Raw genomic sequence first — 23891 nt, 5'->3', positions numbered from 1 at the left:
ACCATAACTTGGTAGCCCTATACTTAATTTATTCAGTTTTTAGTGTTTTAAAGGTTAATTTGCACTACCACCCCATCAGGAAGTCTAAAGTAACCATCACGCACTCTCTCTAATCTCCCAACAGGAACAATTTCCTGATTAGGACGCAGAATGTCTCCATTGGGAAGTCTGTAATAACCTTGATTACGCAGCCTGACTATTCTTCTAGCAGGAACAAGTTGCCCATTGGGATATCTAATATCACCGTTACGAAGTCTGACTGCTCTGCCATAACGATCATTGTCGCGGTTCCAATTACCTCTATCTCCAGAATCTCTGTCTTCTCTATAGTTGCGTCTACCATCGCGATCTCTATCTTGGTAGTTGGATCTGTTATCGCGATCGCGATTCCAATCTTGGCGATCTGCAACAAGCAAAGGCTTCGTCTGGGCATTTGCCGGCATACTCATGAAAGCCGGAACAACAATTAGGGCAGCCGCTGCTAAAAGTATGGATACACGGTTTTGTTTCAACATGGAATTGAGTCCTTATTGCACTAAAGTTTTATTTTGTTTAAGTTTCGATTAGCAATTAACAGACGAGGAAGGATAGAAGTTAGCCTATCTTTAGCTTTTGTTCTAGTTCTGCTGTTACTTTGGGGCTAACTTTAGAAGCAGCGATCGCCTCTGTTGGGTCTTTGCCTGATACGATGCTTTGATTAACCCAACTGTTAACTATTTAATTCACTCCTCGTATAATTTCTTACATTACACTTATAATTATCGTTCAAAAAGTCTGAACTTATATATGACCAAAGTCATTAGTAATTGCTAATGAATGTATGACAAAAGTCACCAATTTATTTAAAACTATAATTGCAAACTAATACCAGTTGTACTTGACAATTGTTTGTTAATTCATTGATTAAAAAACAATTATATAAGTACAAATTTAAGACTTACGCAATAGCTCAATATTCACACTTGAGGAAGAATGCAGAATTGAATTCTGGCGACTGACGCCTATATTCTGTTTGTTAAATTTTGAATTTAATTAATCCTAATTTGGTGCGATTCCCTGCCAAAGAATTTCCACAAGACTCTGAACAAATGAGTACATCGCTGTGGGCGAGTCATCATAGTTTAAGAAAGTTTCCTGCTCTAATTTGGCAGTTGCCATACTTACTTGTAAAGACATCTGCTTTAATAAAACGTAGTTTATTAAAGATCCTATTAAGATATGAGCCACAGCTTTGGCATCGCAAGGGCGAAGCCGCTCTTGGTTCATCTCACGCTCTAGGAAAGTAAACAGTATCTTGAAATCTCGAATGGGTGGTGGCTCTGTATCTCTAAATCCTGAAATATCTTTACCTCTGGAACGTACCATCATTATTCGAGGCATCACCTCACTATAAAATTCCAGAATCTTGTGGCACAGGTAAATCAAGTTTTCTTTAAGATTGCCCTTGCCAGAGAGAGATTCCATTTCATTCACCCACGGGGGTATTTCTGGAATTCCCATCGCTGCGAAGAACAATTCCTCCTTGGTTGAGAAACGCTTAAAAATTGATGCTTCAGAAATGCCAGCCCGCTGAGCAATTTCTAAAGTTGAAGCCCCAAAGCCTTGTTGCAAGAAGGCTTCACGTGCTGCTTCTAAGATTTGCTCATTGGTGATTTTGAGTTTACGAGGCATAAATAAGTAAGTAATTACTTATTAATTTAGAGAGTATTGATGGCAATGTCAAGGGATAAATTAGGTTAAAGTAACTGCTGGCAAGCACTAACTCCTGTTAAATTTGCCTTTCGTCTCAAGCGGAGATCGTTTAAGCTTATCTGAAAGATTATTTGATTTATAGTTAAGAGGCGGTAGTGTGCCTAAAAAGGTTAGTTTGATTTCTCTTCTAGTTGTCTGTAGTTTGTGGAGTATGCCAAGAGCAGCTCATGCACAAGCACTGATACCTCATACACTGCAACTAGATCCAGCTAAGTTGGAGAAGCAGGGGTTGAGTTTGGCTCAGGAAGCGGCTCAATTAGCTCAGTTTCAACAGGTTGATTTAGCTTTGCCACGAGCAAAGCTGGCTACTCAACTAGCTCCTAAGAATGATAAAGTATGGTTGCTGTTAGGTGGATTGCAATTGCAAACCAAAGAGTTTGGTGCTGCGATCGCTAGCCTGAAAAAGGCACAATCCATTAACCCTAAAAATGCTGACATTCTGTTTGCTATTGGTTCAGCTAATTTTCAGCAGCAGAATTACCAAGCAGCTGTTGCTAATTATCAAGAAGGTTTGAAGTTAAAACCCAATGATGCAGAAGGGTTATTTGATTTAGGTAATGCCTATTATATGTTGGGTCGATTACCAGACGCGCTCACCCAGTATAATCAAGCCGTATCTCAAGATAAAAAATTCTGGCCGGCGATTAATAACATTGGTTTAGTCAGTTACGAACGAGGTGATACACAAGGAGCGATTAAGCAATGGCAAACGGCTGTAAGTATTGAGAAACAAGCCGCAGAACCTTTATTAGCATTAGCTGTGGCACTCTATACTAAAGGCGATCGCCAACAAGGTCTGACAATGGGAGAAGCCGCACTCCGCATTGATCAGCGCTATGGTAATTTGGATTTTCTCAAGGAAAATCTTTGGGGTCAACGGCTACTGTCTGATACAAAAAAATTCCTAGAATTACCCCGAATTCAAGCAGCCTTACAGCAACGCGAAAACTCATTATCGGCCCCGGAGCCACGGCCAGCTCAGTAGGGAGTGGGGACTGGGGATTGGGAGAATAAATACTAACTCTTGTACAGACGCGATTAATCGCGTCTCTACTTTTATTCCCTACTTCCTAACTCGCCACTTGCCTAATATCATTTTTCGTAGTACATATATACTAAAAAGACAGTAAATAGTAGTCCCAAAACATTGTTGGGAGTATTCCTGACATCAGTCCTCAATTTAACTGTGAGGGTCTGTTGGTAGAAGTGCGATGATTTGGTCAACAAATTGCTGATGGTCGACAACTGGCTTAGAAATGTAGCCATCAGCGCCACTTTGCTTAAGAAAGTTCTCGCGATCGCCTTCCATCGCGTGTGCCGTTACCAGAATAACGGGTAAGTTTGCTGTTTTTGGATCAGATTTCAGCATTTGCGTAATTTTGATTCCATCCACAGACTTACCTTGGTAAACACTTCTAGAGAGAGAAACATCCATCAAAATTAGGTCAACTTCTCCTAATTGGGCAATTTTTATTACTTCTTCAACATTTTCGGTGTGTTTTACATCCAAGCCTCCGCGCTTGGACAAAATCTTGGAAAAAACGCGAGCATTAATCAGATCATCTTCAACAATTAAAACGGTTTTCATGAGAATTTTACTTATAAATGAGAGGGGATTAAAGAATTCAAAATTACCGCTCGCTTCGGTCTACTATACGAGAAGTTTAGCAGTTCGCGCTTGGCGATAAGCTAAAGCACTCTAGTTTAAACCACCACTCCTACTTCTCCATAGACGAAGCATATCCGACTCTGGACAAAATTAAGAAATGCAATCATAGTAAGTATCCTGACTACTGAATGTATGTAAATTAAAGCAAGGACAGACGACCATCTGATTAAAAGAGTAATCTGCTTCCTTTTTAATAGTTAATGGCATCCCCTTTATCAAGGATAATACTACTGCTTTTTATCCTCTGGCTATCAAGATTGTGTTATCAATGCTATTTCATCCGTTATGCTGTGTTTGCTAGGGTGTTAAGTTATAGCGGCTTTTGTATAGTTAAAATTCAGGGAAAAAACTCATGGCAAAACAGTTAAACCTTCTCTCAACGGGACAGGTAATCACAACAGCCCTGCACACCGAGATGCAACGGTCTTACTTAGAATATGCCATGAGTGTGATTGTTGGGCGAGCGTTACCAGACGTACGTGATGGCTTAAAGCCAGTTCATCGCCGTATTTTGTATGCCATGCACGAACTCGGTCTGACGCCAGATAGACCATATCGTAAGTGTGCGCGTGTGGTAGGAGATGTGCTAGGTAAGTACCACCCGCACGGTGACCAATCAGTTTACGACGCCTTAGTTAGGCTGGTACAGGAATTTTCCAGCCGCTATCCGTTACTGGCAGGACATGGCAACTTTGGTAGCGTCGATAATGACCCACCAGCAGCAATGCGTTACACAGAAACGCGCCTTTCACCCATTAGCTATGAGGGAATGCTGGCAGAAATTGGCGAAGAAACTGTGGAATTTATTGGGAATTTTGATAATTCTCAAGAAGAGCCGACGGTGTTACCAGCTCAGTTACCTTTTTTGTTGCTGAATGGCTGTGCTGGGATTGCCGTGGGTATGGCGACAAATATTCCACCACATAATTTGGGGGAAGTCGTCGATGGCTTGATTGCCTTAATCGACAATCCAGATTTAGCGGATGAAAAATTATTTGAACTAATTCCCGGCCCGGATTTTCCTACTGGTGGGGAAATTGTTGGTAATTCAGGAATTCGTGAGGCATACATCACAGGTAAAGGTGGGATTGTGCTGCGGGGAGTCGCCAAGCTAGAGGAAATTGCACCTGTTAGGGGAAGCAAGCGACGGACAGCAATTATCATTACAGAATTGCCTTATCAAGTAAATAAAGCCGGCTGGATTGAGAAAGTCGCAGAATTGGTGAATCAAGGACGCCTGCTAGGAATTTCTGATCTGCGAGATGAAAGCGATCGCGAAGGTATGCGGGTGGTTATTGAACTCAAACGTGATACCAATCCCCAAGAAGTTCTCCAGCATTTGTATCACCAAACTGCTTTGCAAAGCAACTTTGGGGCGATTCTCTTAGGTTTGGTAGATGGACAACCTCGCCAGCTAAGTTTGCGCCAAATATTACAAGAGTTTTTAAATTTCCGAGAAGACACGCTCAACCGTCGTTACAGTTACGAGTTGGGTAAGGCAGAAAGTCGGCTGCAACTGGTGGAAGGTTTGCTCAAAGCGCTGTCTAACTTGGACGAAGTGATTGCAATTTTGCGGCAAGCTCCTGATGGCACTACGGCAAAAATTAATCTTTGTAGCCGATTGGATTTGAGTGAAGTACAAGGAGATGCAATTCTGGCTATGCCATTGCGCCGCCTTACCAGTTTAGAACAGCAGAATTTACAGCAGGAGTTTGAGCAGTTAAGTGAGCAAATTGAAGTATTGCGGCGGTTACTGAATGATCGCCGCGAATTACTCAAGGCGTTGAAAAAAGACTTGCGATCGCTCAAGCGCAAGTACAGCGATCCCCGACGGACAAAAATAATTGGAGAGGAGCAAAGGGGCAGAGGAGTAGAGGGGCAGAAAGGCAAAGGGGTAGAAGGGCACAGAAGCAGAGGAGCAGAGGAGCAAGAGGATAAACCCAAAACTTCCGAACCTTCAGAAGAAGCACTTTTGGAGTTTACTCAGCGGGGATATGTCCGCCGTATTCAGCAATCAGGTAAAAAGTCGAAAATTGAAAATGGTCTGCCAGACAATGACTTCATTATCCAAAGCGAATTGACTGATACAGACAAAGATTTGTTGATCCTAACGAGTGGTGGCAAAGTCTATCCTGTGAATGTGGGAGATATTCCCCCAACAACTGGACGTTCTCCAAGGGGAAAGCCACTTATTACTATGCTCAGTAATACTGCTCAAGGCTCTCAAGAAGCTGTGGTTAGCCGCTTTGTGCTACCTAAACAATTGCAAACTACCCAGATGATTCTCCTGACAAAGCAAGGAAGAATTAAGCGCTTGTCTTTGGAGGAATTTTCAAATTTAACTCGTCGCGGTATTACGATTTTGAAGCTCAAAGATGATGATGAATTGTCATTTACCCAGTTCATTACTACAGGGGAGCATCTGATTTTAGCTAGTTCAGGTGGACGAGTGTTGCGGTTTGCAGTGAATGATGAACAACTTCCCGTGATGGGTAGGGCAGCAATGGGTTTGCAAGCATTTCGGCTATTGCGAAATCAGCAAATGGTTGGCTGTGTCACTGTAGCCAAAGATGACCATCTGTTACTTGTTACTCAAGAAGGATATGCTAAGCGGATGGCTGCAACTCAGCTAAGAGCAGCTAATCGCGGTGATTTAGGTACACAAGCGCTGAAATTCACCAATAAAACTGATAACCTAGCTGGGATGGTAATGGCGATCGCTTCTAGTGAAGTAGCTTTAGTAACGAATAAAGAGCGAGTAGTGCGAATACCTGTGGAAACAGTGCCTATCTTAAGCAAAGATAGCAAGGGTGAAAGCATCCTCCAACTCAATCGCGATGAAAAAATTATCAGCGTTGTGGAAGTGCGTTCATAAAGGGTAATGTTCAACTTGCGACTAGCCAACTTGCAGGATTTAGAGGTGCTTGCCCAATTGCGCCTTGAACTCCTGCGCGAAGCTGGCGATATTAAAGGTGACACCGACACAGCAGCTTTAGCAGAAGCAATCCGAAAATATCTAGCAGAAAAAATGCCGCAGGGTGAATTTTTAGCTTGGGTGGCTGAAGTAGATAATCAAATTGTTGCCGCTACCAGCTTGGTATTTTTTACCCGACCTCCATATCATGGTAATTTATCGGGCTTAGAAGCGTATATCATGAACGTTTATACAATTCCAATGTGGCGAGGGCAGGGAATTGCTACAGCTTTATTAAAGGAAGTTATTAGTTTTGTTAAGGTAACCCAAGCAAAACGCCTCTGGCTTCACGCTACTGAGGATGGAAAACGTCTGTATGAAAAGCTTGATTTTATCTCAACTACAAAAGAAATGGAAATTGTCTGGAATTAATCTCAACGTTCGTTTTTACCTCCCCTAATCTCCCTCAAATGAGATTAGTTACTAATATTCAATTGTATTTATAGGCTCTAGTTTAAGAATAATAGATATTTTAGCTAAAATAATTGATATATTTTCTCAACTATTTTATATAATCTATGAGGGTAAAAAATTTGTGTAATTTATCTTTAACTCTCAGTATTTCTATCTTAGGGTTGATGTTTTATTTTGCTGATTATCACTTATGGCTATTTAAGTCAATGTTTGGCAACAAAAGTATAAATTAGTTGTTGCAATTCTCAAAAACCTTGTTATATTAGTTTACATGAGCGCAATAAATCTTCTTAAATTAAATTTAGGGTATCAATCATGACAAACGCAACTACAACAAAAGTTACTACTCCCGTCATTGAAGACCGCAATGCTTGGCGCTGGGGCTTTACCCCACAAGCAGAAATCTGGAATGGTCGTTTAGCGATGATCGGTTTTTTAGCAGCAGCTTTGATTGAGCTTTCCTCTGGTCAAGGTTTTCTACACTTTTGGGGCATTCTGTAAGTCTTAAGATACAAGATAAATCTTAAGGTACAAGATGAGCTATCAATAAAAAAACCTGGAGTGCTAATTCACTACCAGGCTTTTTATTTTTTGTTATTTGTCCCCGAAGTTCTGATGCCTACGGCAAGCCCTCCGGTTGACGCTCTCTGCGAGACGCTACGCTAACATCAGTCCACGACGCTCCTCCGTCGCTACCGCTGACGCTAACTGCGGCATAGCCCTTACGGGTGACGCTCGTGCCTCGCTAACAGCAGTTCCTTCATTTGGGGAAACCCCAAGATCGGACTGCTTCACCGCTAAGCGTCTAAGCCAGAAATCGACGCTCAGACTTCTTTCTTGGTCATTTGCCATTTGTTTAAAACTAATGACAAATGACTAACGAATATATTCCTTGAGTACGCTGTTGCGATTTGGGTGACGTAACTTGCGGAGTGCCTTCGCCTCGATTTGACGAATTCGTTCACGGGTAACGTTGAAAATCTGTCCGATTTCCTCGAGGGTCTTCATCCGACCATCATCCAAACCGTAGCGGAGTCTGAGAACATCGCGTTCGCGAGGACTGAGACTGTCGAGGACTTTTTCTAAATCTTCACGGAGCAAATTTTTAGAAACTTGGTCTTCTGGTGTTTCGCCATCGGACTCAATAAAATCGCCCAGTCGAGAATCTTCTTCTTTACCGATGGGCGTTTCTAGTGAAATTGGCAACTGGGCGGATTTAGCAATAAATCGCAACTTCTCAATGGTCATTTCCATGCGAGTGGCGATTTCTTCTTCAGTGGGTTTGCGTCCCATCTCTTGAGATAGCAGTTTGGTGGTTTTCTTAATCCGAGAGATGGTTTCGTAAAGGTGAACTGGAAGGCGAATAGTCCGGGATTGGTCTGCGATCGCTCTGGTAATTGCCTGACGAATCCACCATGTAGCGTAGGTAGAAAACTTATAACCTTTTTCGTGGTCAAACTTTTCAGCAGCGCGAATCAAACCGAGACTGCCTTCCTGAATTAAATCTTGGAATGACAAACCACGATTCATATACTTTTTGGCAATCGAAACCACAAGCCGCAGGTTAGATTGCACCATCTTGTCTTTCGCTCTGCGACCAACATGAAGGCGATAACGGAAAGCTGGCAATGGCAATTGTACTGCTTCTGCCCACTCACTATCACGAGGGTCGCGATCTAACTGCTCTGAAAGTCTTTCCCGCACCCTTTCTAGTTCAAGCAAATCGGCGATTTTACGCGCCAATTCAATTTCTTCATCTGCCCGCAACAGCCGAATTCTACCAATCTCTTGCAAGTAAAGCCGAATCGAATCTTCGGTATAGTGCTTTTTCTTGCTTTGTGTCCGACGACGCGATTTAGCGGCTTTTCCAGACTTTGCGTCGTCCTCATCAGACTGAGGCTCTAAAAACTCCTCGTCACCTTCATCGATGATCAGCAAGTCCTCTTCTTCGTCTATTAAGAGTTCTTCTAACTCGAGCTCAGGCTGATTCATTATTTCTAGGTCAGGCTGATATATGCTTTCGAGTACGTTGTTAGCCTGGTTCATGCCGCGTTCCTCATGCTCCTTGCAGAATCAATTACTCAAGATGTGTTTACCGCTCTTTAAAAGAGCTAGTTTTCAACCGAAAACATAATTTTTGGCTGATTTACCAAAAACACTTTCGGAAGTTTTAGACCTCCTAACGGAGGAGTTTTTTACTTTAGTTTATGCCACTACTAAAGGTGACTTGCTCACCTTAGTAAAGGTCTTATGTGTTGCTTTCACACCCAGCTTTTAAGTGACTGGCGCAAAACAATACTTGCTTTAATCAAAAAATTTGCCACATCATACAAATGAAATAATACTGTTGGCAGATTTTCTTAGAAAGACTGTTCCGATTGTAGCCTGTTTCACAAAAATTGCACTCTCTTTGTGTATTAATCATGAAGTCATTAAGCAAGATAATGCCACCTTTACCAGAAATACATTAAAAACGGTAGTCATACCCTTAAATTTTTTCTAACCCTTTTTGGCATTGGTGTGGCATTTTCATGACATTCAAAAGTATCTACACTTGTTTTACGCCATTTCAGGTATTATATAAAACATTTATTACCTAAAATAAAGCGTATTTCATGTTAACTCAGGTGGCAAGTATTAATGTACCCATTTTTACAATCCCTTGATAAATTACTCAGTCTAGAGAGCAAAGCGGGGCTTTCCATTAGGTAGATACAATAAGAGTAGTGGCGTTTGTCTTAAGGCTTTAATCTTGTTGCCAATGAGCCTAACTAAGGAGTTGAGTACATGGCAGAATCGTCCTAATGGTAGATCAATTGAGATTTAACTAATTGGGTCTTATTAACACGTTAGCGCACTGCTGAGATTTCAGCCCTATGAAACTTGACAAACTCTTCTTATTCTATCCAACGATATTTTAATCAATTCAGAAACGATTTGACAGTCAAAATCAGCAATAATTAGGCTATTTAAATTAAAAGTACATTGGATACTTGTAACATAGTAGCCTTTGCCCTAGTAGTACATAAAGACATTAGCAAGTTTATAGCTAGATAGTGTCTACTTCTGGCAGCTATAGCTTTGAGGATAGAAAACTAAAAGAGTTTATTTTGAACCTAGTGGCAAAATTTTTTCAGTAATACAAGTGTAAAATATAATACTTACATATTGGATATTTTTGTCATATTATAATAATAAATCCTTAAAACAATTATTAAAGGCAGTTTCCTAGATGATAGTGGAGCATTCCTCTCCAAGCATAACAAATGCCTTATTATCCGCAAGTCAGCCTAAAAAGTATTGCCTCATACTAAAGTTATGGTGAAGTTGACACGTCTGCCGACACTCAATCATTGATTTTTTAAAAGTATTGAGAATAAATATTTTTTATGATAATGTCTGCTTCCAATGAAAAATTTAAAATTTTTAGTTGATTTTTATGTAATCGATTACACAAGTTTCATAAGCAAAGCCTTTTGCCCATCCTATAGAGTGAGCTACCTATGTTGTAGCGTTGTTTCATGTACGATGCTAGGGGTAAGCCACTCTAAAACTCTCTGAACTGATTATTAGCGTCTAGTTCATGCATGTATTGGGGTGGTTTTCAAACCTACCTACAATAAAAATTAACAACTATTGGTTTTGCTGAACTACCCTCGTGTGAGAGTGGTTTTCAGGCTTGCGATCAAGTTGGGTGGTAGAATTACCTGTCAATTACGTGAACGATGCAGTTTCTAGCCTTCATACTTTTTCTAACATCCATTTAAACAGATAATTATTTACAATACTTAATAAACTTATGGATATAGTCCTTCAATCTAACGATATAGTTTGCAATATCAAAAATATCTACACCTAATCTTGACAATTTTTCTAGTTTGTCATCTGTAAAAAGGAGTAATATTTAATTTTAAAATTTGTTATTGGGATATGTAGGGGTACAGAAATTCATTGTGAAGCATTTAGTTTAGCGATTGAGATTGAGGAAGAGTTGACGTGTTTACGCGAATGCTTACCGCGTAGGTTGTCTGCAAGACATAAGCTAATGAGCATTTAAGTTGCATAAAACAGGGTTCAAGCCCTTACTACAAGCAAATCAGTCTGGAAAAATGAGTGACAATTAGCTTAGGGAACTCAGACTTTTAAAGGCAAAGGACACGTAAACGCCTAGCAGCTTACTGTTGGTCTTGGTCTTCCTCACAATAAGTGAAAGAATAAGACTGTCAGAAAATTATTAGGTAAGTTTTAGCAATAAAAAAGGTAATGGATGAAAACATCTCATCCATTACCTTTTTACCAACCTCACAGATCATTAAGGGAGTGGCATCGTATTGATATCAGATATCTAAATCGGTGAAGTTAAGTTTAGAACCATAGGTTTCAATGAATTCGCGTCTCGGTGCGACACGATCGCCCATTAAAATAGTAAAAATGCGATCAGCTTCTGCGGCGTCTTCAATTTCTACTTGCTTGAGGGTGCGGGTTTCTGGGTTCATAGTAGTTTCCCAGAGTTGTGCTGGCATCATTTCACCCAGACCTTTGAAGCGTTGGATGTTGTAGTTAGCATTAGCTGGTAGCGTGGCGATGTGCTGTTGTAGTTCGCGATCGCTATAACAATATTTTGGTTCACTGCGTCCCCGTTCTAGTTTATATAATGGCGGACAAGCAATGTATATGAAACCCTGTTCGATCAGCGCTCGTTGATACCGATAGAAGAAAGTTAACAACAATGTACGGATGTGCGCCCCGTCTACGTCAGCATCAGTCATGATGACTATGCGATGATAGCGTAATTGGGTGGAGTCGAATTCATCACCTTTGACACCTAAACCCAGCGCTGTAATTAGCGACTGGACTTCATTGTTTTTATAAATTTTGGCGTCGTCAGTTTTTTCGATATTCAGAATTTTACCGCGTAGGGGCAGGATTGCTTGGGTGCGGCGATCGCGTCCTTGTTTAGCGCTTCCACCCGCTGAGTCGCCTTCTACAATATAAATTTCTGATTCGCTGGGATCACGAGAACTGCAATCTGCCAATTTACCAGGTAGTGGTGAAGATTCCAGCACCGATTTGCGCCGGACTAATTCCCGTGCATGACGCGCTGCTTCTGCGGCTTTAAAGGCTTGGATAGCTTTATCTAAAATCGAGTCTGCTATACCTGGGTGAAATTCTAAATACTCAGTCAGAACTTCTCCCACTAAAGAGTCAACAATTCCTCTGACTTCGGTATTGCCAAGTTTAGTCTTGGTTTGTCCTTCAAATTCTGGGTCGGGGACTTTGACGGAAATTACTGCTGTCAAACCCTCGCGGACGTGTTCGCCACTGAGGTTAGGTTCATTCTCTTTAATTTTATTACGTTTGCGGGCGATCGCATTTAATGTGCGGGTTAGAACTGCCTTCAAACCTTCTAGGTGCGTACCACCATCAACCGTGCGAATATTATTGGCAAAACCTAGTACGTTGTCTGTATAAGCATCAGTACACCATTGCAAAGAAACTTCTACTTGAACGTTGTTACGTTCTCCTTGCACATAAATGATTTCTTCATGCAGCGGCTGTTTCTCGCGGTTCATGTACGCGATATACTCTTTAATACCGCCCTTATACTCGTAAGATTCTACCTTGGGTGTATCGCTTTTGAGTATTTCTAGACGATGGTCAGTAAAGGTAATTTTGACACCTGCATTTAGATATGCTAATTCCCGCAGACGACCTGATAAAGTAATGTAATCAAACTCAATACCAGTGCTGAAGATTTGAGTATCTGGCTTGAAGGTGACAGAGGTTCCAGTTCTAGCTTCTTTGTAAGCTTTGACTTGCAGTTCTGTAACTGGGATACCCCTTTCATAGCGCTGGATATGAACCTTTTTATCTCGCCAAACTGTAACTTCCACGACCTCAGAGAGGGCGTTAACAACGGAAATCCCAACCCCGTGCAATCCTCCAGAAACTTTGTAACCACCGCCGCCAAACTTACCTCCGGCGTGTAGTACCGTCATCACTGTTTCTAAGGCCGATTTCCCTGTTCGCGAGTGAATATCAATAGGAATACCGCGACCATCATCTGTTACAGTTACAGAACCATCAGCGTTGATATCCACCTCAATATGTGTGCAGTAACCCGCCAAAGCCTCATCAATTGAATTGTCCACCACCTCGTAAACTAAATGGTGGAGTCCTCGCGGCCCTGTAGTACCAATGTACATCCCTGGTCGTTTACGGACGGCTTCCAGACCTTCCAGAACTTGAATCTGATCGGCACTGTAACTGCTCGTCATGAAAATTCTCCTGATGCGTGGGGTTTAAATCGCCAAAAGGCAAATAAAAGTAAAAACACTCCAAAATTGTAACACAAAAGCCTTGCTGGCGTCTGTAGGGCAATTTTAAGAGAAGTTTATACAGGGGTTGCAGTCCTTTGGAAGATAGGGGCAAAGAAGCAAGGGATAGTGGGAGAACAGGAGAGTGGGGGAGAATGACTATTGTACAGACGCGATTATCGCGTCTCTATTAATGATCAATGACTGATGACTAATGACAAAATTGATTGTAATTTGTGGGGCAACGGCAACGGGTAAGTCAGGATTGGCTTTGGCTTTGGCTATGCGGCTGGGTTCTGTAATTCTCAGTGCTGATTCTCGTCAAGTGTATCGCGAGTTTAACATTGGTACGGCTAAACCAACAGTGGCTGAACAAAAATTGGTATCGCACTATTTAATAGATATCTGCGCTCCAACAGACACGATGACATTAGCAGACTACCAGGAACAAGCACAAGCCTTAATTTATTCTCTTTCTCTGTCTCCTTTTTCCCCTCTCCCCCTCTTCATGGTTGGTGGTACTGGTTTGTACATACGTTCAATTGTCCAAGGGATGAAAATCCCCAGAGTTGCACCACAGAAAGAATTGCGATCACAACTTGAATCTTTAGGTCAACCTCAACTTTACGCGATGCTACAACAAGTTGATCCAGTTGTTGCACAAAAGATTCATTTTAATGACTCGGTGCGAACTTTAAGAGCATTGGAGGTATTTTATGTGACTGGGTGTCCGATTTCAGAACAGCAAGGGGAGAATCCGCCGAATTATCCGATTTTGCAAATTGGTTTAGATTGTGATGTTGAAAGATTAGGCGATCGCATTAAAAGGCGTACTGAGCAAATGATAGCAGATGGGTTAGTGGCTGAGGTGGAATATCTTTGTCAAAAATATGGCGCTGATTTGTCTTTGTTAAATACTTTAGGATATCAAGAAGTTAAGCAATATTTAGCTGGGGATATTTCCTTAGAGAAAGCGCAAGAATTGACAGTTTTGCATACGCGACAATTTGCTAAGCGACAACGTACTTGGTTTCGCGCATATCCACAAATTGAATGGTTTGATGCAGATGCTCCTGAGTTATTAGAAAAAGTCTGGCAGCGTGTGCAGGAGTTTCTAGAAAATTCTAACTAAGAGTGTCTGGATCAATTCCCATCGCTCGGAGTCTTTCTGCTAGTAATTGTGCGCGTTGTTCTGCTTGGGAAGCGCGTTGTTCTGCTTGAGAGGCGCGTTCATCTCCAGTTGGCAAAACATTCCCATCTTGGTAGCACCAACGCAGCCAAGTATCTTGTCTGGCTTCAAATTCGCCTTGCCATAGAGTCAACCCTAAACTAACTTGTTCTAACCAAGTTTCTGGAGTTTCAAAATAGCGCCTTCCTCGGAGTTCATAAACACGCAATACTTGTTCTCCTAATTGCTGATTCGGGTCATATACAATGTAGTAACTAGCTCGCATATGTTCATAAATTTGCAACTTTTTACCTAGTTCCTCACCTTCTTTATTAGAGACAATTTCAATCACAACCTCTGGTGGTTTCCCAAAACGCCAAACCATATAACAACGATTTTGTTTTTCCCACCAATTTGCAGGCACTTCCACATCTAAGCTAAGAAAGACATCAGGTACAATAGGGGGCTGAAGGTCTGTATAGTAAATGCCCACATTAGCTTCAGCTAAAAAAGTTTGTTGCTGTATAGAACTGTAAAGAGAGCTAACTAAAAGACGTTGTTGTTTGGCAGATGCGAAATTGTCCACAGGCGTATCATCTTCAGTGATTAGCTGGTTGGCATCTGGCACATAGTAATCATCATTATTGATTATAAGTTGCTCAACCATGATTTTATGCAGTACTTAAGAGCGTTATTTCTAGGTTAGTTGATTGTAAGTGTGGGAGTGCGATCGCACTCCTCACATAGCAATAGCAAGCCTGTATACCTACAGCCAGCATATTGTGTCAAAATCTACATTGAAGCAATCTCTACCATCAGCACAATGAGTGGACAAATACTGCGGCAGCGCTATAGAGTTATCCAGAAGTTGGGAGCAGGGGGATTTGGTGAAACATTTCTAGCTGAAGATTTAGATATCCCTGTTGAGCCTAAGCCGAAGTGCGTCGTCAAGCGGATTCAGCCGCAGATGATGGACACAGATGTTTTACGAATGTTCGAGAGAGAAGCACAAACACTATACAACTTAGGGCAGAACCACAACCAAATTCCCAAGCTATTCGCCTATTTTCAGGAAAATGGAGAATTTTATCTGATTCAAGAATTCATTGACGGAAATGACTTGAGTCAGGAAATTACTCTGGATAATCAGTGGAGTGAAGTTGAAGTAATTAAATTTTTACGAGAGATTTTAGAAGTGCTGGCGTATCTTCATCAGAATAATATGATACACCGGGATATTAAGCCAGCAAATATAATGCGGCAAAAGGCAAATGGCAAGCTAATTTTAATCGACTTTGGGATAGTGAAGGAAATTAGCACTGTCATGATAAATGCTTCTGGGCATACCAGCCGCACTGCTGCTATTGGCACTTTGGGTTATATGCCAAGTGAACAGGCTTTAGGAAGACCAAAATTCAGCAGTGACATTTATGCGTTAGGGATGACAGCTATTCAAGCACTAACTGGAATTGCACCCCGCCTACTTCCAGAAGACAATAACGGTGAAGTCGTTTGGCAGGATAAAGCGTATGTAAGCGAAGGCTTAGTAGAAATTTTGAGCAAAATGGTGCGTTATGATTTTCGTCAGCGCTACGCAGATGCTAATGAAGTTTTGCAAGTTTTGAATCAGGCTATAGAAAACCAATCAGTTCGTACTGCATCACCAAGACCAATCAAGATTGGTGACAAATATGGCTATATTGACCGAAGTGGGTTAGTTATTCAACCTCAGTTTGATTATGCTAGTAAATTTTCTAAAGGGCTAGCAACGGTCGAAATTGATGGCAAGTGGGGCTATATCGACCAGAGTGGGCGCATCGTCATTCAACCCCAGTTTGATCAGACTAGTAGATTTTCCGAAGGGCTGTCAAAAGTTAAAATTAACAGCAAGTGGGGCTATATTGACCAGAGTGGGCGCATCGTCATTCAACCCCAGTTTGATCAGACTAGTGAATTTTCCGAAGGGCTGGCAAGCCTTAAAATTAACGGCAAGTGGGGTTATATCGGCAAGAGTGGGCGCATCGTCATTCAACCCCAGTTTGAATCCGAGTTAGATTATATTGGCGACTTTTCTGAAGGGCTAGCAACGGTCGAAATTAATGGCAAGTATGGTTATATTGACAAGAGTGGTCGCATCGTCATTCAACCCCAGTTTGATAATGCTAGTAAATTTTCCAAAGGGCTAGCAACGGTCGAAATTGATGGCAAGTATGGTTACATTGACAAGACTGGTCGCATTGTTATTCAACCCCAATTTGACGAGATTTACGGCTTTTCTGAAGGGCTGGCAGCAGTCGGGATTGGCTACAAATGGGGCTATATCAATAAAACTGGGCGCTTGGTCATTCAACCCCAATTTGATTTTATTTCTTTGAGAGGCTTTTCTGAAGGGCTATCAATGGTCAAGATTGACGGCAAGTGGGGCTATATTGACAAGGCTGGACGAATTGTTATTCAACCACAGTTTAATTTTTCACTTGGTGAAGATGCTTTTTATCATACAGGCTTTTCTGAAGGGTTGGCAACGTTCGAGATTGACTACAAATGGGGCTATATCGACAAAAGTGGAAGCATTGTTATTCAACCCCAGTTTGATCAAGTTGAGGACTTTTTGGAAGGAATAGCAAAAGTCGAAATTGGCAAACAGCAACGCTATATTGACAAGACCGGAAAGTTTATTTATTAATCTGTAAAACTGTAACGACTAATTTAATGCTGCACAGTTACCTCACCTCATCTCAGTGCATTTATAAAAAAGCACTTTTGGCTTCATCAAAATGTACAATGGAGATCAACCCATCTCACTCAACCTACAATACGCCATGAGAGCTAATTGCCAATAACTTAAAACAGTTGTGAATGTATCGTATACAAGCAGATTATGTTGATAAATATCCTGGATTAGCTGGCATTAAAATAACAGCTTTAGATTTATCTCAAGAAGTCATTTCAATTTTAAGCAACTTGTAGTTATCTATCTTTAACAGTAAAAAACTATGCTTACCCAAGATAAAAAACAACGTAACTGGCAACCTATTATCAAAGCATTCGAGGCTGCACTTGGTAAAAATGGCGTGATACAACGCCGCGAAGAACTTATTACTTATGAATGTGATGGTTTAACTAGCTATCGCCAACGTCCGGCTGTAGTGGTCTTACCTAGAACTACAGAACAAGTTGCCCAAGTGGTGAAAATATGCAACCAGTATTCTGTCCCCTTCATCGCACGTGGTTCTGGCACTGGTCTATCTGGTGGGGCTTTACCATTAGAAAATTCTATTTTAATTGTCACTTCATTAATGCGGCAAATATTAAGCACTGATTTAGAAAATCAGCGCGTTGTCGTGCAGCCAGGAGTAATTAATAGTTGGGTAACACAAACTGTTAGTGGTGCTGGTTTTTACTACGCTCCCGATCCTTCCAGCCAAATTATTTGCTCTATTGGCGGTAACATTGCCGAAAATTCTGGTGGAGTGCATTGTCTCAAGTATGGTGTGACTACTAACCATGTTTTAGGATTAAAAATTGTTACACCTGAAGGGGAAATTGTTGATTTAGGTGGTCAAATTCCAGAAATGCCAGGTTATGACTTAACAGGTATATTTGTGGGTTCTGAAGGTACTTTGGGTATCGCTACAGAAATTACTCTACGAATTCTTAAAAGTGCAGAATCAATTTGTGTGCTTTTGGCAGACTTTACTAGTGTAGAAGCGGCGGGGGAAACTGTTTCTGATATCATCAGCGCGGGAATCATTCCTGGTGGTATGGAAATGATGGATAACTTCAGCATTAATGCAGTTGAAGATGTTGTAGCAACTAATTGTTACCCCCGCGATGCTGCTGCTATTTTGATCATCGAAATTGATGGTTTAGAAGTGGAAGTTGCAGGAAATAAACGGCGAATTAGCGAAATTTGTAAAAAGAATGGTGCGCGTGATGTGACTACTGCTACTGATCCAGAAACGCGATTGAAACTATGGAAGGGACGCAAAGCTGCTTTTGCTGCTGCCGGCAACTTAAGTCCAGATTATTATGTTCAGGATGGTGTAATTCCGCGTACTCAATTACCTTATGTTCTCCAAGAAATTGAGGCATTAAGTGAAAAATACGGTTATCGAGTTGCGAATGTATTTCATGCTGGCGATGGCAATCTTCATCCACTGATACTTTATGATAATTCTGTGCCTGGAGCATTAGAAAAAGTGGAAGAAATTGGAGGAGAAATTCTGAAACTTTGTGTAAGAGTTGGTGGTAGTATTTCTGGTGAACATGGTATTGGCGCGGATAAAAAATGCTATATGCCAAATATGTTTAGCGAAGCTGATTTAGAAACTATGCAATGGGTACGACAAGTATTTAATCCCAAAGGTTTAGCAAATCCTGAGAAGATATTTCCTACACCGCGCACTTGTGGGGAAGCCGCTAATGCGTCTAATATCAAGCAGTTTGCAGGAGTTGATAAATTTTAATTTCTTAGAAATTGGCAAAGGCGAAAAATTCCTTGATGATTATAAGTGTAGTTTATTTAGTATATAAACTAAGGCTACACACGTTGATTCATAGCCTAAAAGCCTTGAAGCTTCGGCTACGCTCAGCTTCAACACTCTCGCTAGCCGAAGTGTTGAAAAACAGCTTTTGTCTCTAGTCCTGAATGTAGGCAATTAATTTCATCTCTACATTTGTTGACAATTTTTTGGGATTGCAAGGAGTGAACAGATTTTAACTTTGCACCAAAGTATAAAGGTACAAGCCTTAATTTACATCGTTGTATTTTGGTGCAAAATCATCATGTCTTTACATAATCCGGAGGGTTGTAATACCAATTCAATTAATGATTGCAACACATACTTCGGTGAAGACGCGATTCATCGCGTCTCTACAGATGGTCTATTTGTCACATTCTTTTTTTAAATTGGTATAACTTTATTTTGTAGTTATGCAGCAGGAGTCAGAATTCAGGATGGGCTACGCCCCGCTATGCTAACAGAAGGAAAACAGGTTTAATACCTGACTTTACTTCGACTACGCTCAGTAAGCATGAGAACTATATTGTGTACTTCCTCAAGTTGAAATCTACTGTATTATTCCGATCGCACTAGGTCACGCTTACAGATGAATCGGATTACTCGCCGTTTTTTTTATTACTTATTTTGTTTGGGATTTGTAGTATATTTAACAGTAATTTCACTCTCTTCACCCTCAGCTTATTCTCAAACAAACACTTCTTTAACTAAAGAAATTCGCGGCGTTTGGCTGACTAATGTTGCTAGTGGTGTATTATTTGTACCTTGGGGTATTAACCGCGCTTTAAATCAACTATCAGCACTCAACTTCAATACTGTTTATCCTGTAGTTTGGAATCGAGGACACACCTTTTATAAAAGCGCTGTAGCCAAAATGGTTATAGGTTCAGAGACTCAACCTTTTCTCAAATTCATGCACGGTGGACGTGATGTTTTAGAAAAGTTTGTGAAACTTTCCAAAGCTCAAGGTTTAACTGTCATTCCCTGGTTTGAATACGGGTTTATGACACCACCTAATTCCCAATTAGCAAGACGTTATCCTGATTGGTTAACAATTGGGCAAGAAGGTATAAACTATATCAAAGAAGTTCCGCCAGAAGAAATTAACAACCACTTCGTAACTAAGCAAGCTTGGCTGAATCCTCTTCATCCACAAGTTCAAAAGTTTATTCAATCGTTAATTGTGGAAGTGGTGAAAAATTACGATGTAGACGGAATTCAAATTGATGATCATTTTGGGATGCCTGTACAGTTTGGCTATGATTCCTTTACCATCGAACTCTACCAGCAAGAACATCAAGGCAAAAGTCCGCCAATCAATCCTTTTAACTCGGAATGGATGCGTTGGCGAGCCGATAAAATAACTGATTTCATGGCAGAAATCTATCAAGCTGTCAAGGCTGCTAAACCAAAAGCCAGAATATTACTGTCTCCTAACTCTCAAGCTTTTGCCTACAAATATTATTTACAAGATTGGGAAAGTTGGGTAAAAAAAGGTTTAGTTGATGAGTTGATTTTACAGGTATATCGTAATGACAAAAGCAGTTTTATCGCCCAATTGGAACAACCAGCAGTGGAATTGGCGCGGAGTTTAATCCCAGTAGGAATTGGGATATCGACGGGGACAACATATAATCCTGTACCAATTGCAAAAATCAGAGAACAGGTTCAAATAGTGCGCGATCGCAATTTTTCAGGTATCTCTTTTTTCTACTGGGAAAGTTTGTGGAGTTACATCACGCCTGAATCCCCTCAACAACGACGCAAAGCTTTTCTTGATATCTTTAATGCCAAAGCTGCCAGACCATTACAACTAGAGAAAGTTTGATGTCATTAGCGCCGGAAAATACTAGATTTAACTTTATAGTGCTGTGGACTCTAGCTACTTTAAGCGGTTTTTTACTGAGTTTGTTATTAATTGAAATTGGCGATAAGCCCTATATTGGAGTAGTACAAGCTGCTATTGGTGGAATTGCGATCGCAATTCCTCAAGGCTTTCTCCTCCAAGAACCCATATTCTGTATTAGGTGGGTTTTGTCAAGTCTTTTGGGTTGGAGTGTGATCACGGCTATCGGTATTGGTGCAATCGGTTGGATTGTACCAAGTACTCAAGTTTTTCCTGTAAGACTTCTGTCTGGGGCGATTAGTGGCGCGATTGGCGGCTTTGGAGTTGGACTGGCCCAATGGTTAGCAATTCCTCAGCCAGTCTCTTGGGGATGGCAATGGATGTTAGTCAGTTCCTTCAGTTGGGCGGTTGCTATTCCTGTTGGTTCTACTATGGGGATCATTTTGCGCCACATAACGAATTTATTCTTAGGCGAAGTCATAGGTTTAGCTATCACCTGGACTCTGGTTGCTATCTTCACAGGAATCCACGCTCATAAATTGCGATCGTGAGCTATTCTTCCGTCCTTTAGCAGTTTTCCTAGCAGGACTTTTCAGAAAGTTACATTAATTGTTGTAAAATTTTATCCTGTAAAATATAAAATTGAGTTAAAGATATGCAACAATCTAAAGAAACTGTTAAAAATAAATCTCAGGAACTTTGCGTTACAGAGCAAATGTACTTTCGCCTTAAAAAAGCAGGATTTGTTAAGCTGAGTCCTATTAGCTTTCCTAAATTTCTGATAAGAAGTAGAGAAAGATCCAAATTTTCGATGAGCAACAGCTGACAATTCTTTGCTTCGGGCGCAAAAGGGCATCTTTATACAAGCATAAAAACAAGAGAGCGCCTAGAAGAGTCAGTAAAACCAGACAGGGACTCTCGCATGAATATAAATCCAGCTGAATCAACTTTAGAGTTGACACAACTATCTCCTCCTCAGATTCTTTTCGATACAGAAGTAAATAATAAAACCAGTAGTGAGCAGTTTCTACTGAGTATGTACGATTCTGTGCAGGCATCTATATTTGTAGTAGATGTTCTGGAGGACGGGGATTTTCAGTACGTGGCACTAAATCCCACTCATGAAAGGTGGTTAGGCATTCGCTCAGAGGAGCTAAAAGGCAAAAAACCAGAGGATATTCTCTCTGCCATCGATGCGGCCAGAGTGCGTCAGCACTATACAGACTGTGTGCGCTTCGGCAAAACCATTTCTTACGAACAATGTTTGCAATTTCAAGGAATTACTACTTGGTGGAGTACAACACTCACCCCATTACGGGATGCTAATTCTAGGATTTACCGATTAATTGGTACTAGTAGCAATATCACCACTGCCAAGCGAGCAGAACAAGCCGTCGGACTTCAAGCAGAACGAGAACAGTTACTAGAAGCGATCGCCTCTAGGATTCACCAATCTCTAGATTTAGAAACAATTCTCCATCAGACAACACAAGAACTGCGGCAGTTTCTGGAAAGTGATCGCGTGCTGATTTATCGTTTTGAGCCAGATGGTAGTGGATTGATTGTTGCTGAATCAACTGTGGCTGAAAGTAGTCCGCTGTTGGGAAAAAATATTTATGATCCCTGCTTGAGTAGCAAACCTAGAGAACGTTACGGACGGGGTTGCATTCAAGTTGTCGAGGATATTTATGCAGCGGGTTTGCATCCTTGCCAAATAGACTTACTCGCCTCTTTGCAGGTGAGAGCCAATCTGGTTGTGCCAATTTTCTTAGAGCAAGATGTGTGGGGGCTGTTGATTGCCCAGCATTGCCGTGAACCACATCAATGGCAACAGACAGAAATTGATTTGCTCAAGCATTTGGCGACTCAAATGGGAATCGCTGTGCAACAGGCAGAACTGCATCAGCAGCTTAAAGATATTAAAGCTAAGTTGGAATTTAAAAAACAGAAGCACAAAGCCCAGTTGCAGCAAGTGCGGAACTTTGATGCCTTGGTGCGGCGCATGACAGAACAAATCCGGGACAACCTGGATAAAAATCAGGTATTGCAAACACTCACCCAGGAATTGGCACAGATACTCAATCTTGATCGTTGCCAAATCGAACTCTATGACACCTGCCACACCCTGGTAACTGTTGCCTACGAGTACACGAATACCCTACCCCAGTGCCAGGGATCAACGCGACAGGTTGCAGACTCTCCTGAAGTTTATCAACCACTGTTGCAAAATCAACCTCTGCAATATTTAGAAATTGTTCCTGGATGGCAACCAAATTTGCTGGTTGTTGCACAGATGGCTTGTCCTATTTTCGATACTCAAGGGATTTTGGGAAATATTTGGGTGACAAGACCATCACAAGAATGCTTTGATGAATTTGAAGTTGGGTTAGTGCAGCAGATAGCAAGTGAATGTGCGATCGCCATTCGCCAAGCTCAGCTTTATGAAAAAACTCAGACACACGTTAAAGAACTAGAAAAACACGAACGCCGCAAAAATGAATTTCTCCGCACCCTTTCCCAAGAACTGCGGACACCAGTTACTAGCATTAGCCTTGCAGCCCAAACCCTCGAAAGTGTGCTGACATCGGAAGGAGTCTTAGATATCGAGATAGTTCCGCAACTATTGCAGATTTTGCATAACGAATGTGGGCGAGAAAATAAGTTAATTAACGATTTGCTTACCCTCACATATCTCGAAGCCGAACCCGATCCCCCAACTTTAATCGCGATTGACTTGCAAACTTGGCTTCACCCCATCGTCGAGTCTTTTCGAGAACTCACCAGTTGCCAGCGACAGCATTTAAAGCTAACTGTTGATCATGCACTCCCACTTTTTGAGACAGATATCACCGACTTAGAGCGAATCATCACCGAACTGCTCAACCATGCCTGCAAATACACTTCAGCGGGCGAATCAATCACAGTCTCTGCTCACATGATAGAGAACGCACTCAAGCTGAGCATCTGCAATTCTGGAGTAGAGATCACCAACAATGAGCGATCGCGTATTTTCGAGCCGTTCTATCACCTTTCCAAACACGATTCTTGGAAGCATAGTGGTACTGGGCTGGAACTGGCATTAGTGCAAAAAATGGTTAGGCATTTAGGCGGCTCAATTGATGTAGAGAGTGCAGCAGGCCAAACTACTTTTACCGTTAAATTCCTGCTTTAACAGATTACTCATCTGCCGCGCTGGTAAATTAATCAAAAGTTTGCTATCATCGTCTT

Annotated in this window: 18 protein-coding genes; 11 read left to right on the top strand and 7 right to left on the bottom strand. The window is 41.3% G+C overall.

Annotated elements, in window-relative coordinates; genetic code table 11:
* Positions 1-47 precede the first annotated feature (47 nt).
* Entirely contained in the window at positions 48-515 is a 468-nt protein-coding gene (locus WKK05_RS25240; protein ID WP_341525788.1) for a hypothetical protein, read from the bottom strand.
* 523 nt (positions 516-1038) lie between these two features.
* The gene (locus tag WKK05_RS25235; protein ID WP_341525787.1) at positions 1039-1671 is read right to left on the bottom strand and encodes a helix-turn-helix domain-containing protein; all 633 of its coding nucleotides are present in this window, start codon (positions 1669-1671) and stop codon (positions 1039-1041) included.
* Positions 1672-1849: 178 nt separating this feature from the next.
* Between WKK05_RS25235 and WKK05_RS25230 the strand changes: the two genes are divergently transcribed.
* Positions 1850-2737 (top strand): tetratricopeptide repeat protein, encoded by an 888-nt coding sequence (locus tag WKK05_RS25230; protein WP_341525786.1) that lies wholly within the window; start codon positions 1850-1852, stop codon positions 2735-2737.
* Between the two features lie 195 nt (positions 2738-2932).
* On the opposite strand, the gene WKK05_RS25225 is transcribed toward WKK05_RS25230, so the two are convergent.
* Positions 2933-3340 carry a response regulator gene (locus WKK05_RS25225; protein WP_341525785.1) on the bottom strand — a complete coding sequence of 136 codons (408 nt, stop codon included), beginning with the start codon at positions 3338-3340 and terminating at the stop codon, positions 2933-2935.
* Positions 3341-3773: 433 nt separating this feature from the next.
* Between WKK05_RS25225 and WKK05_RS25220 the strand changes: the two genes are divergently transcribed.
* The 3 genes from WKK05_RS25220 (at position 3774) to WKK05_RS25210 (ending at position 7310) form a co-directional block, all read left to right on the top strand.
* Positions 3774-6296, top strand: coding sequence for a DNA topoisomerase (ATP-hydrolyzing) (locus tag WKK05_RS25220; RefSeq protein ID WP_341525784.1), 2523 nt, complete (start codon positions 3774-3776; stop codon positions 6294-6296).
* A 6-nt stretch (positions 6297-6302) separates the two neighbouring features.
* Complete coding sequence (locus tag WKK05_RS25215) at positions 6303-6767, top strand: GNAT family N-acetyltransferase (protein WP_341525783.1); 465 nt, start codon at positions 6303-6305, stop codon at positions 6765-6767.
* 357 nt (positions 6768-7124) lie between these two features.
* Positions 7125-7310 carry a chlorophyll a/b-binding protein gene (locus WKK05_RS25210; RefSeq protein WP_341525782.1) on the top strand — a complete coding sequence of 62 codons (186 nt, stop codon included), beginning with the start codon at positions 7125-7127 and terminating at the stop codon, positions 7308-7310.
* 156 nt (positions 7311-7466) lie between these two features.
* Here WKK05_RS25210 and WKK05_RS25205 read toward each other — a convergent pair whose 3' ends face one another.
* The 3 genes from WKK05_RS25205 to gyrB form a co-directional block, all read right to left on the bottom strand.
* Positions 7467-7661 (bottom strand): hypothetical protein, encoded by a 195-nt coding sequence (locus tag WKK05_RS25205; protein WP_341525781.1) that lies wholly within the window; start codon positions 7659-7661, stop codon positions 7467-7469.
* 24 nt (positions 7662-7685) lie between these two features.
* On the bottom strand, positions 7686-8855 hold the full coding sequence (gene rpoD, locus WKK05_RS25200) for an RNA polymerase sigma factor RpoD (protein ID WP_335118850.1): 1170 nt from the start codon (positions 8853-8855) through the stop codon (positions 7686-7688).
* A 2291-nt stretch (positions 8856-11146) separates the two neighbouring features.
* Positions 11147-13087, bottom strand: coding sequence for a DNA topoisomerase (ATP-hydrolyzing) subunit B (gene gyrB, locus WKK05_RS25195; RefSeq protein WP_341525780.1), 1941 nt, complete (start codon positions 13085-13087; stop codon positions 11147-11149).
* A 253-nt stretch (positions 13088-13340) separates the two neighbouring features.
* On the opposite strand from gyrB, the gene miaA reads away from it, so the two are divergent.
* Positions 13341-14258: a tRNA (adenosine(37)-N6)-dimethylallyltransferase MiaA gene (miaA, locus tag WKK05_RS25190; RefSeq protein WP_341525779.1), complete on the top strand. Its 918-nt coding sequence runs from the start codon at positions 13341-13343 to the stop codon at positions 14256-14258.
* On the opposite strand, the gene WKK05_RS25185 is transcribed toward miaA, so the two are convergent.
* On the bottom strand, positions 14251-14961 hold the full coding sequence (locus tag WKK05_RS25185; RefSeq protein WP_341525778.1) for a Uma2 family endonuclease: 711 nt from the start codon (positions 14959-14961) through the stop codon (positions 14251-14253). The two genes, miaA and WKK05_RS25185, sit on opposite strands and share 8 nt — an antisense overlap.
* A 39-nt stretch (positions 14962-15000) precedes the next feature.
* Here WKK05_RS25185 and WKK05_RS25180 point away from each other — a divergent pair, with 39 nt between their 5' ends.
* The 6 genes from WKK05_RS25180 to WKK05_RS25155 all read left to right on the top strand — a co-directional run bounded on the left by WKK05_RS25180 (position 15001) and on the right by WKK05_RS25155 (position 23835).
* A complete protein-coding gene (locus WKK05_RS25180; protein ID WP_341525777.1) occupies positions 15001-16980 on the top strand; it encodes a WG repeat-containing protein in 1980 nt (659 codons plus the stop codon).
* A 310-nt stretch (positions 16981-17290) separates the two neighbouring features.
* The gene (glcD, locus tag WKK05_RS25175; RefSeq protein ID WP_341525776.1) at positions 17291-18763 is read left to right on the top strand and encodes a glycolate oxidase subunit GlcD; all 1473 of its coding nucleotides are present in this window, start codon (positions 17291-17293) and stop codon (positions 18761-18763) included.
* A 319-nt stretch (positions 18764-19082) separates the two neighbouring features.
* Entirely contained in the window at positions 19083-19205 is a 123-nt protein-coding gene (locus tag WKK05_RS25170; protein ID WP_341525775.1) for a hypothetical protein, read from the top strand.
* A gap of 201 nt (positions 19206-19406) precedes the next feature.
* Entirely contained in the window at positions 19407-20645 is a 1239-nt protein-coding gene (locus WKK05_RS25165; RefSeq protein ID WP_341525774.1) for a glycoside hydrolase family 10 protein, read from the top strand.
* The gene (locus WKK05_RS25160) at positions 20645-21214 is read left to right on the top strand and encodes a hypothetical protein (RefSeq protein WP_341525773.1); all 570 of its coding nucleotides are present in this window, start codon (positions 20645-20647) and stop codon (positions 21212-21214) included. Before WKK05_RS25165 ends, WKK05_RS25160 begins: the two co-directional genes overlap by 1 nt.
* A gap of 371 nt (positions 21215-21585) precedes the next feature.
* A complete protein-coding gene (locus WKK05_RS25155) occupies positions 21586-23835 on the top strand; it encodes a GAF domain-containing protein (RefSeq protein WP_341525772.1) in 2250 nt (749 codons plus the stop codon).
* The last annotated feature ends 56 nt before the right edge of the window (positions 23836-23891 follow it).

The organism is Nostoc sp. UHCC 0302 (assembly GCF_038096175.1).
Lineage (GTDB): Bacteria > Cyanobacteriota > Cyanobacteriia > Cyanobacteriales > Nostocaceae > UHCC-0302.
Note: the sequence above shows the minus strand (reverse complement) of the source record. Positions and strands in the feature narration are given on the sequence as shown.

Excerpts from the sequence above, each read along its gene's own strand:
- WKK05_RS25240 (WP_341525788.1), bottom strand. The coding sequence starts at position 515 with ATGTTGAAACAAAACCGTGTATCCATACTTTTAGCAGCGGCTGCCCTA.
- WKK05_RS25235 (WP_341525787.1), bottom strand. The coding sequence starts at position 1,671 with ATGCCTCGTAAACTCAAAATCACCAATGAGCAAATCTTAGAAGCAGCA.
- WKK05_RS25225 (WP_341525785.1), bottom strand. The coding sequence starts at position 3,340 with ATGAAAACCGTTTTAATTGTTGAAGATGATCTGATTAATGCTCGCGTT.
- WKK05_RS25220 (WP_341525784.1), top strand. The coding sequence starts at position 3,774 with ATGGCAAAACAGTTAAACCTTCTCTCAACGGGACAGGTAATCACAACA.
- WKK05_RS25215 (WP_341525783.1), top strand. The coding sequence starts at position 6,303 with ATGTTCAACTTGCGACTAGCCAACTTGCAGGATTTAGAGGTGCTTGCC.
- WKK05_RS25210 (WP_341525782.1), top strand. The coding sequence starts at position 7,125 with ATGACAAACGCAACTACAACAAAAGTTACTACTCCCGTCATTGAAGAC.
- WKK05_RS25205 (WP_341525781.1), bottom strand. The coding sequence starts at position 7,661 with ATGGCAAATGACCAAGAAAGAAGTCTGAGCGTCGATTTCTGGCTTAGA.
- rpoD (WP_335118850.1), bottom strand. The coding sequence starts at position 8,855 with ATGAACCAGGCTAACAACGTACTCGAAAGCATATATCAGCCTGACCTA.
- gyrB (WP_341525780.1), bottom strand. The coding sequence starts at position 13,087 with ATGACGAGCAGTTACAGTGCCGATCAGATTCAAGTTCTGGAAGGTCTG.
- miaA (WP_341525779.1), top strand. The coding sequence starts at position 13,341 with ATGACAAAATTGATTGTAATTTGTGGGGCAACGGCAACGGGTAAGTCA.
- WKK05_RS25185 (WP_341525778.1), bottom strand. The coding sequence starts at position 14,961 with ATGGTTGAGCAACTTATAATCAATAATGATGATTACTATGTGCCAGAT.
- glcD (WP_341525776.1), top strand. The coding sequence starts at position 17,291 with ATGCTTACCCAAGATAAAAAACAACGTAACTGGCAACCTATTATCAAA.
- WKK05_RS25170 (WP_341525775.1), top strand. The coding sequence starts at position 19,083 with ATGTCTTTACATAATCCGGAGGGTTGTAATACCAATTCAATTAATGAT.
- WKK05_RS25165 (WP_341525774.1), top strand. The coding sequence starts at position 19,407 with ATGAATCGGATTACTCGCCGTTTTTTTTATTACTTATTTTGTTTGGGA.
- WKK05_RS25160 (WP_341525773.1), top strand. The coding sequence starts at position 20,645 with ATGTCATTAGCGCCGGAAAATACTAGATTTAACTTTATAGTGCTGTGG.
- WKK05_RS25155 (WP_341525772.1), top strand. The coding sequence starts at position 21,586 with ATGAATATAAATCCAGCTGAATCAACTTTAGAGTTGACACAACTATCT.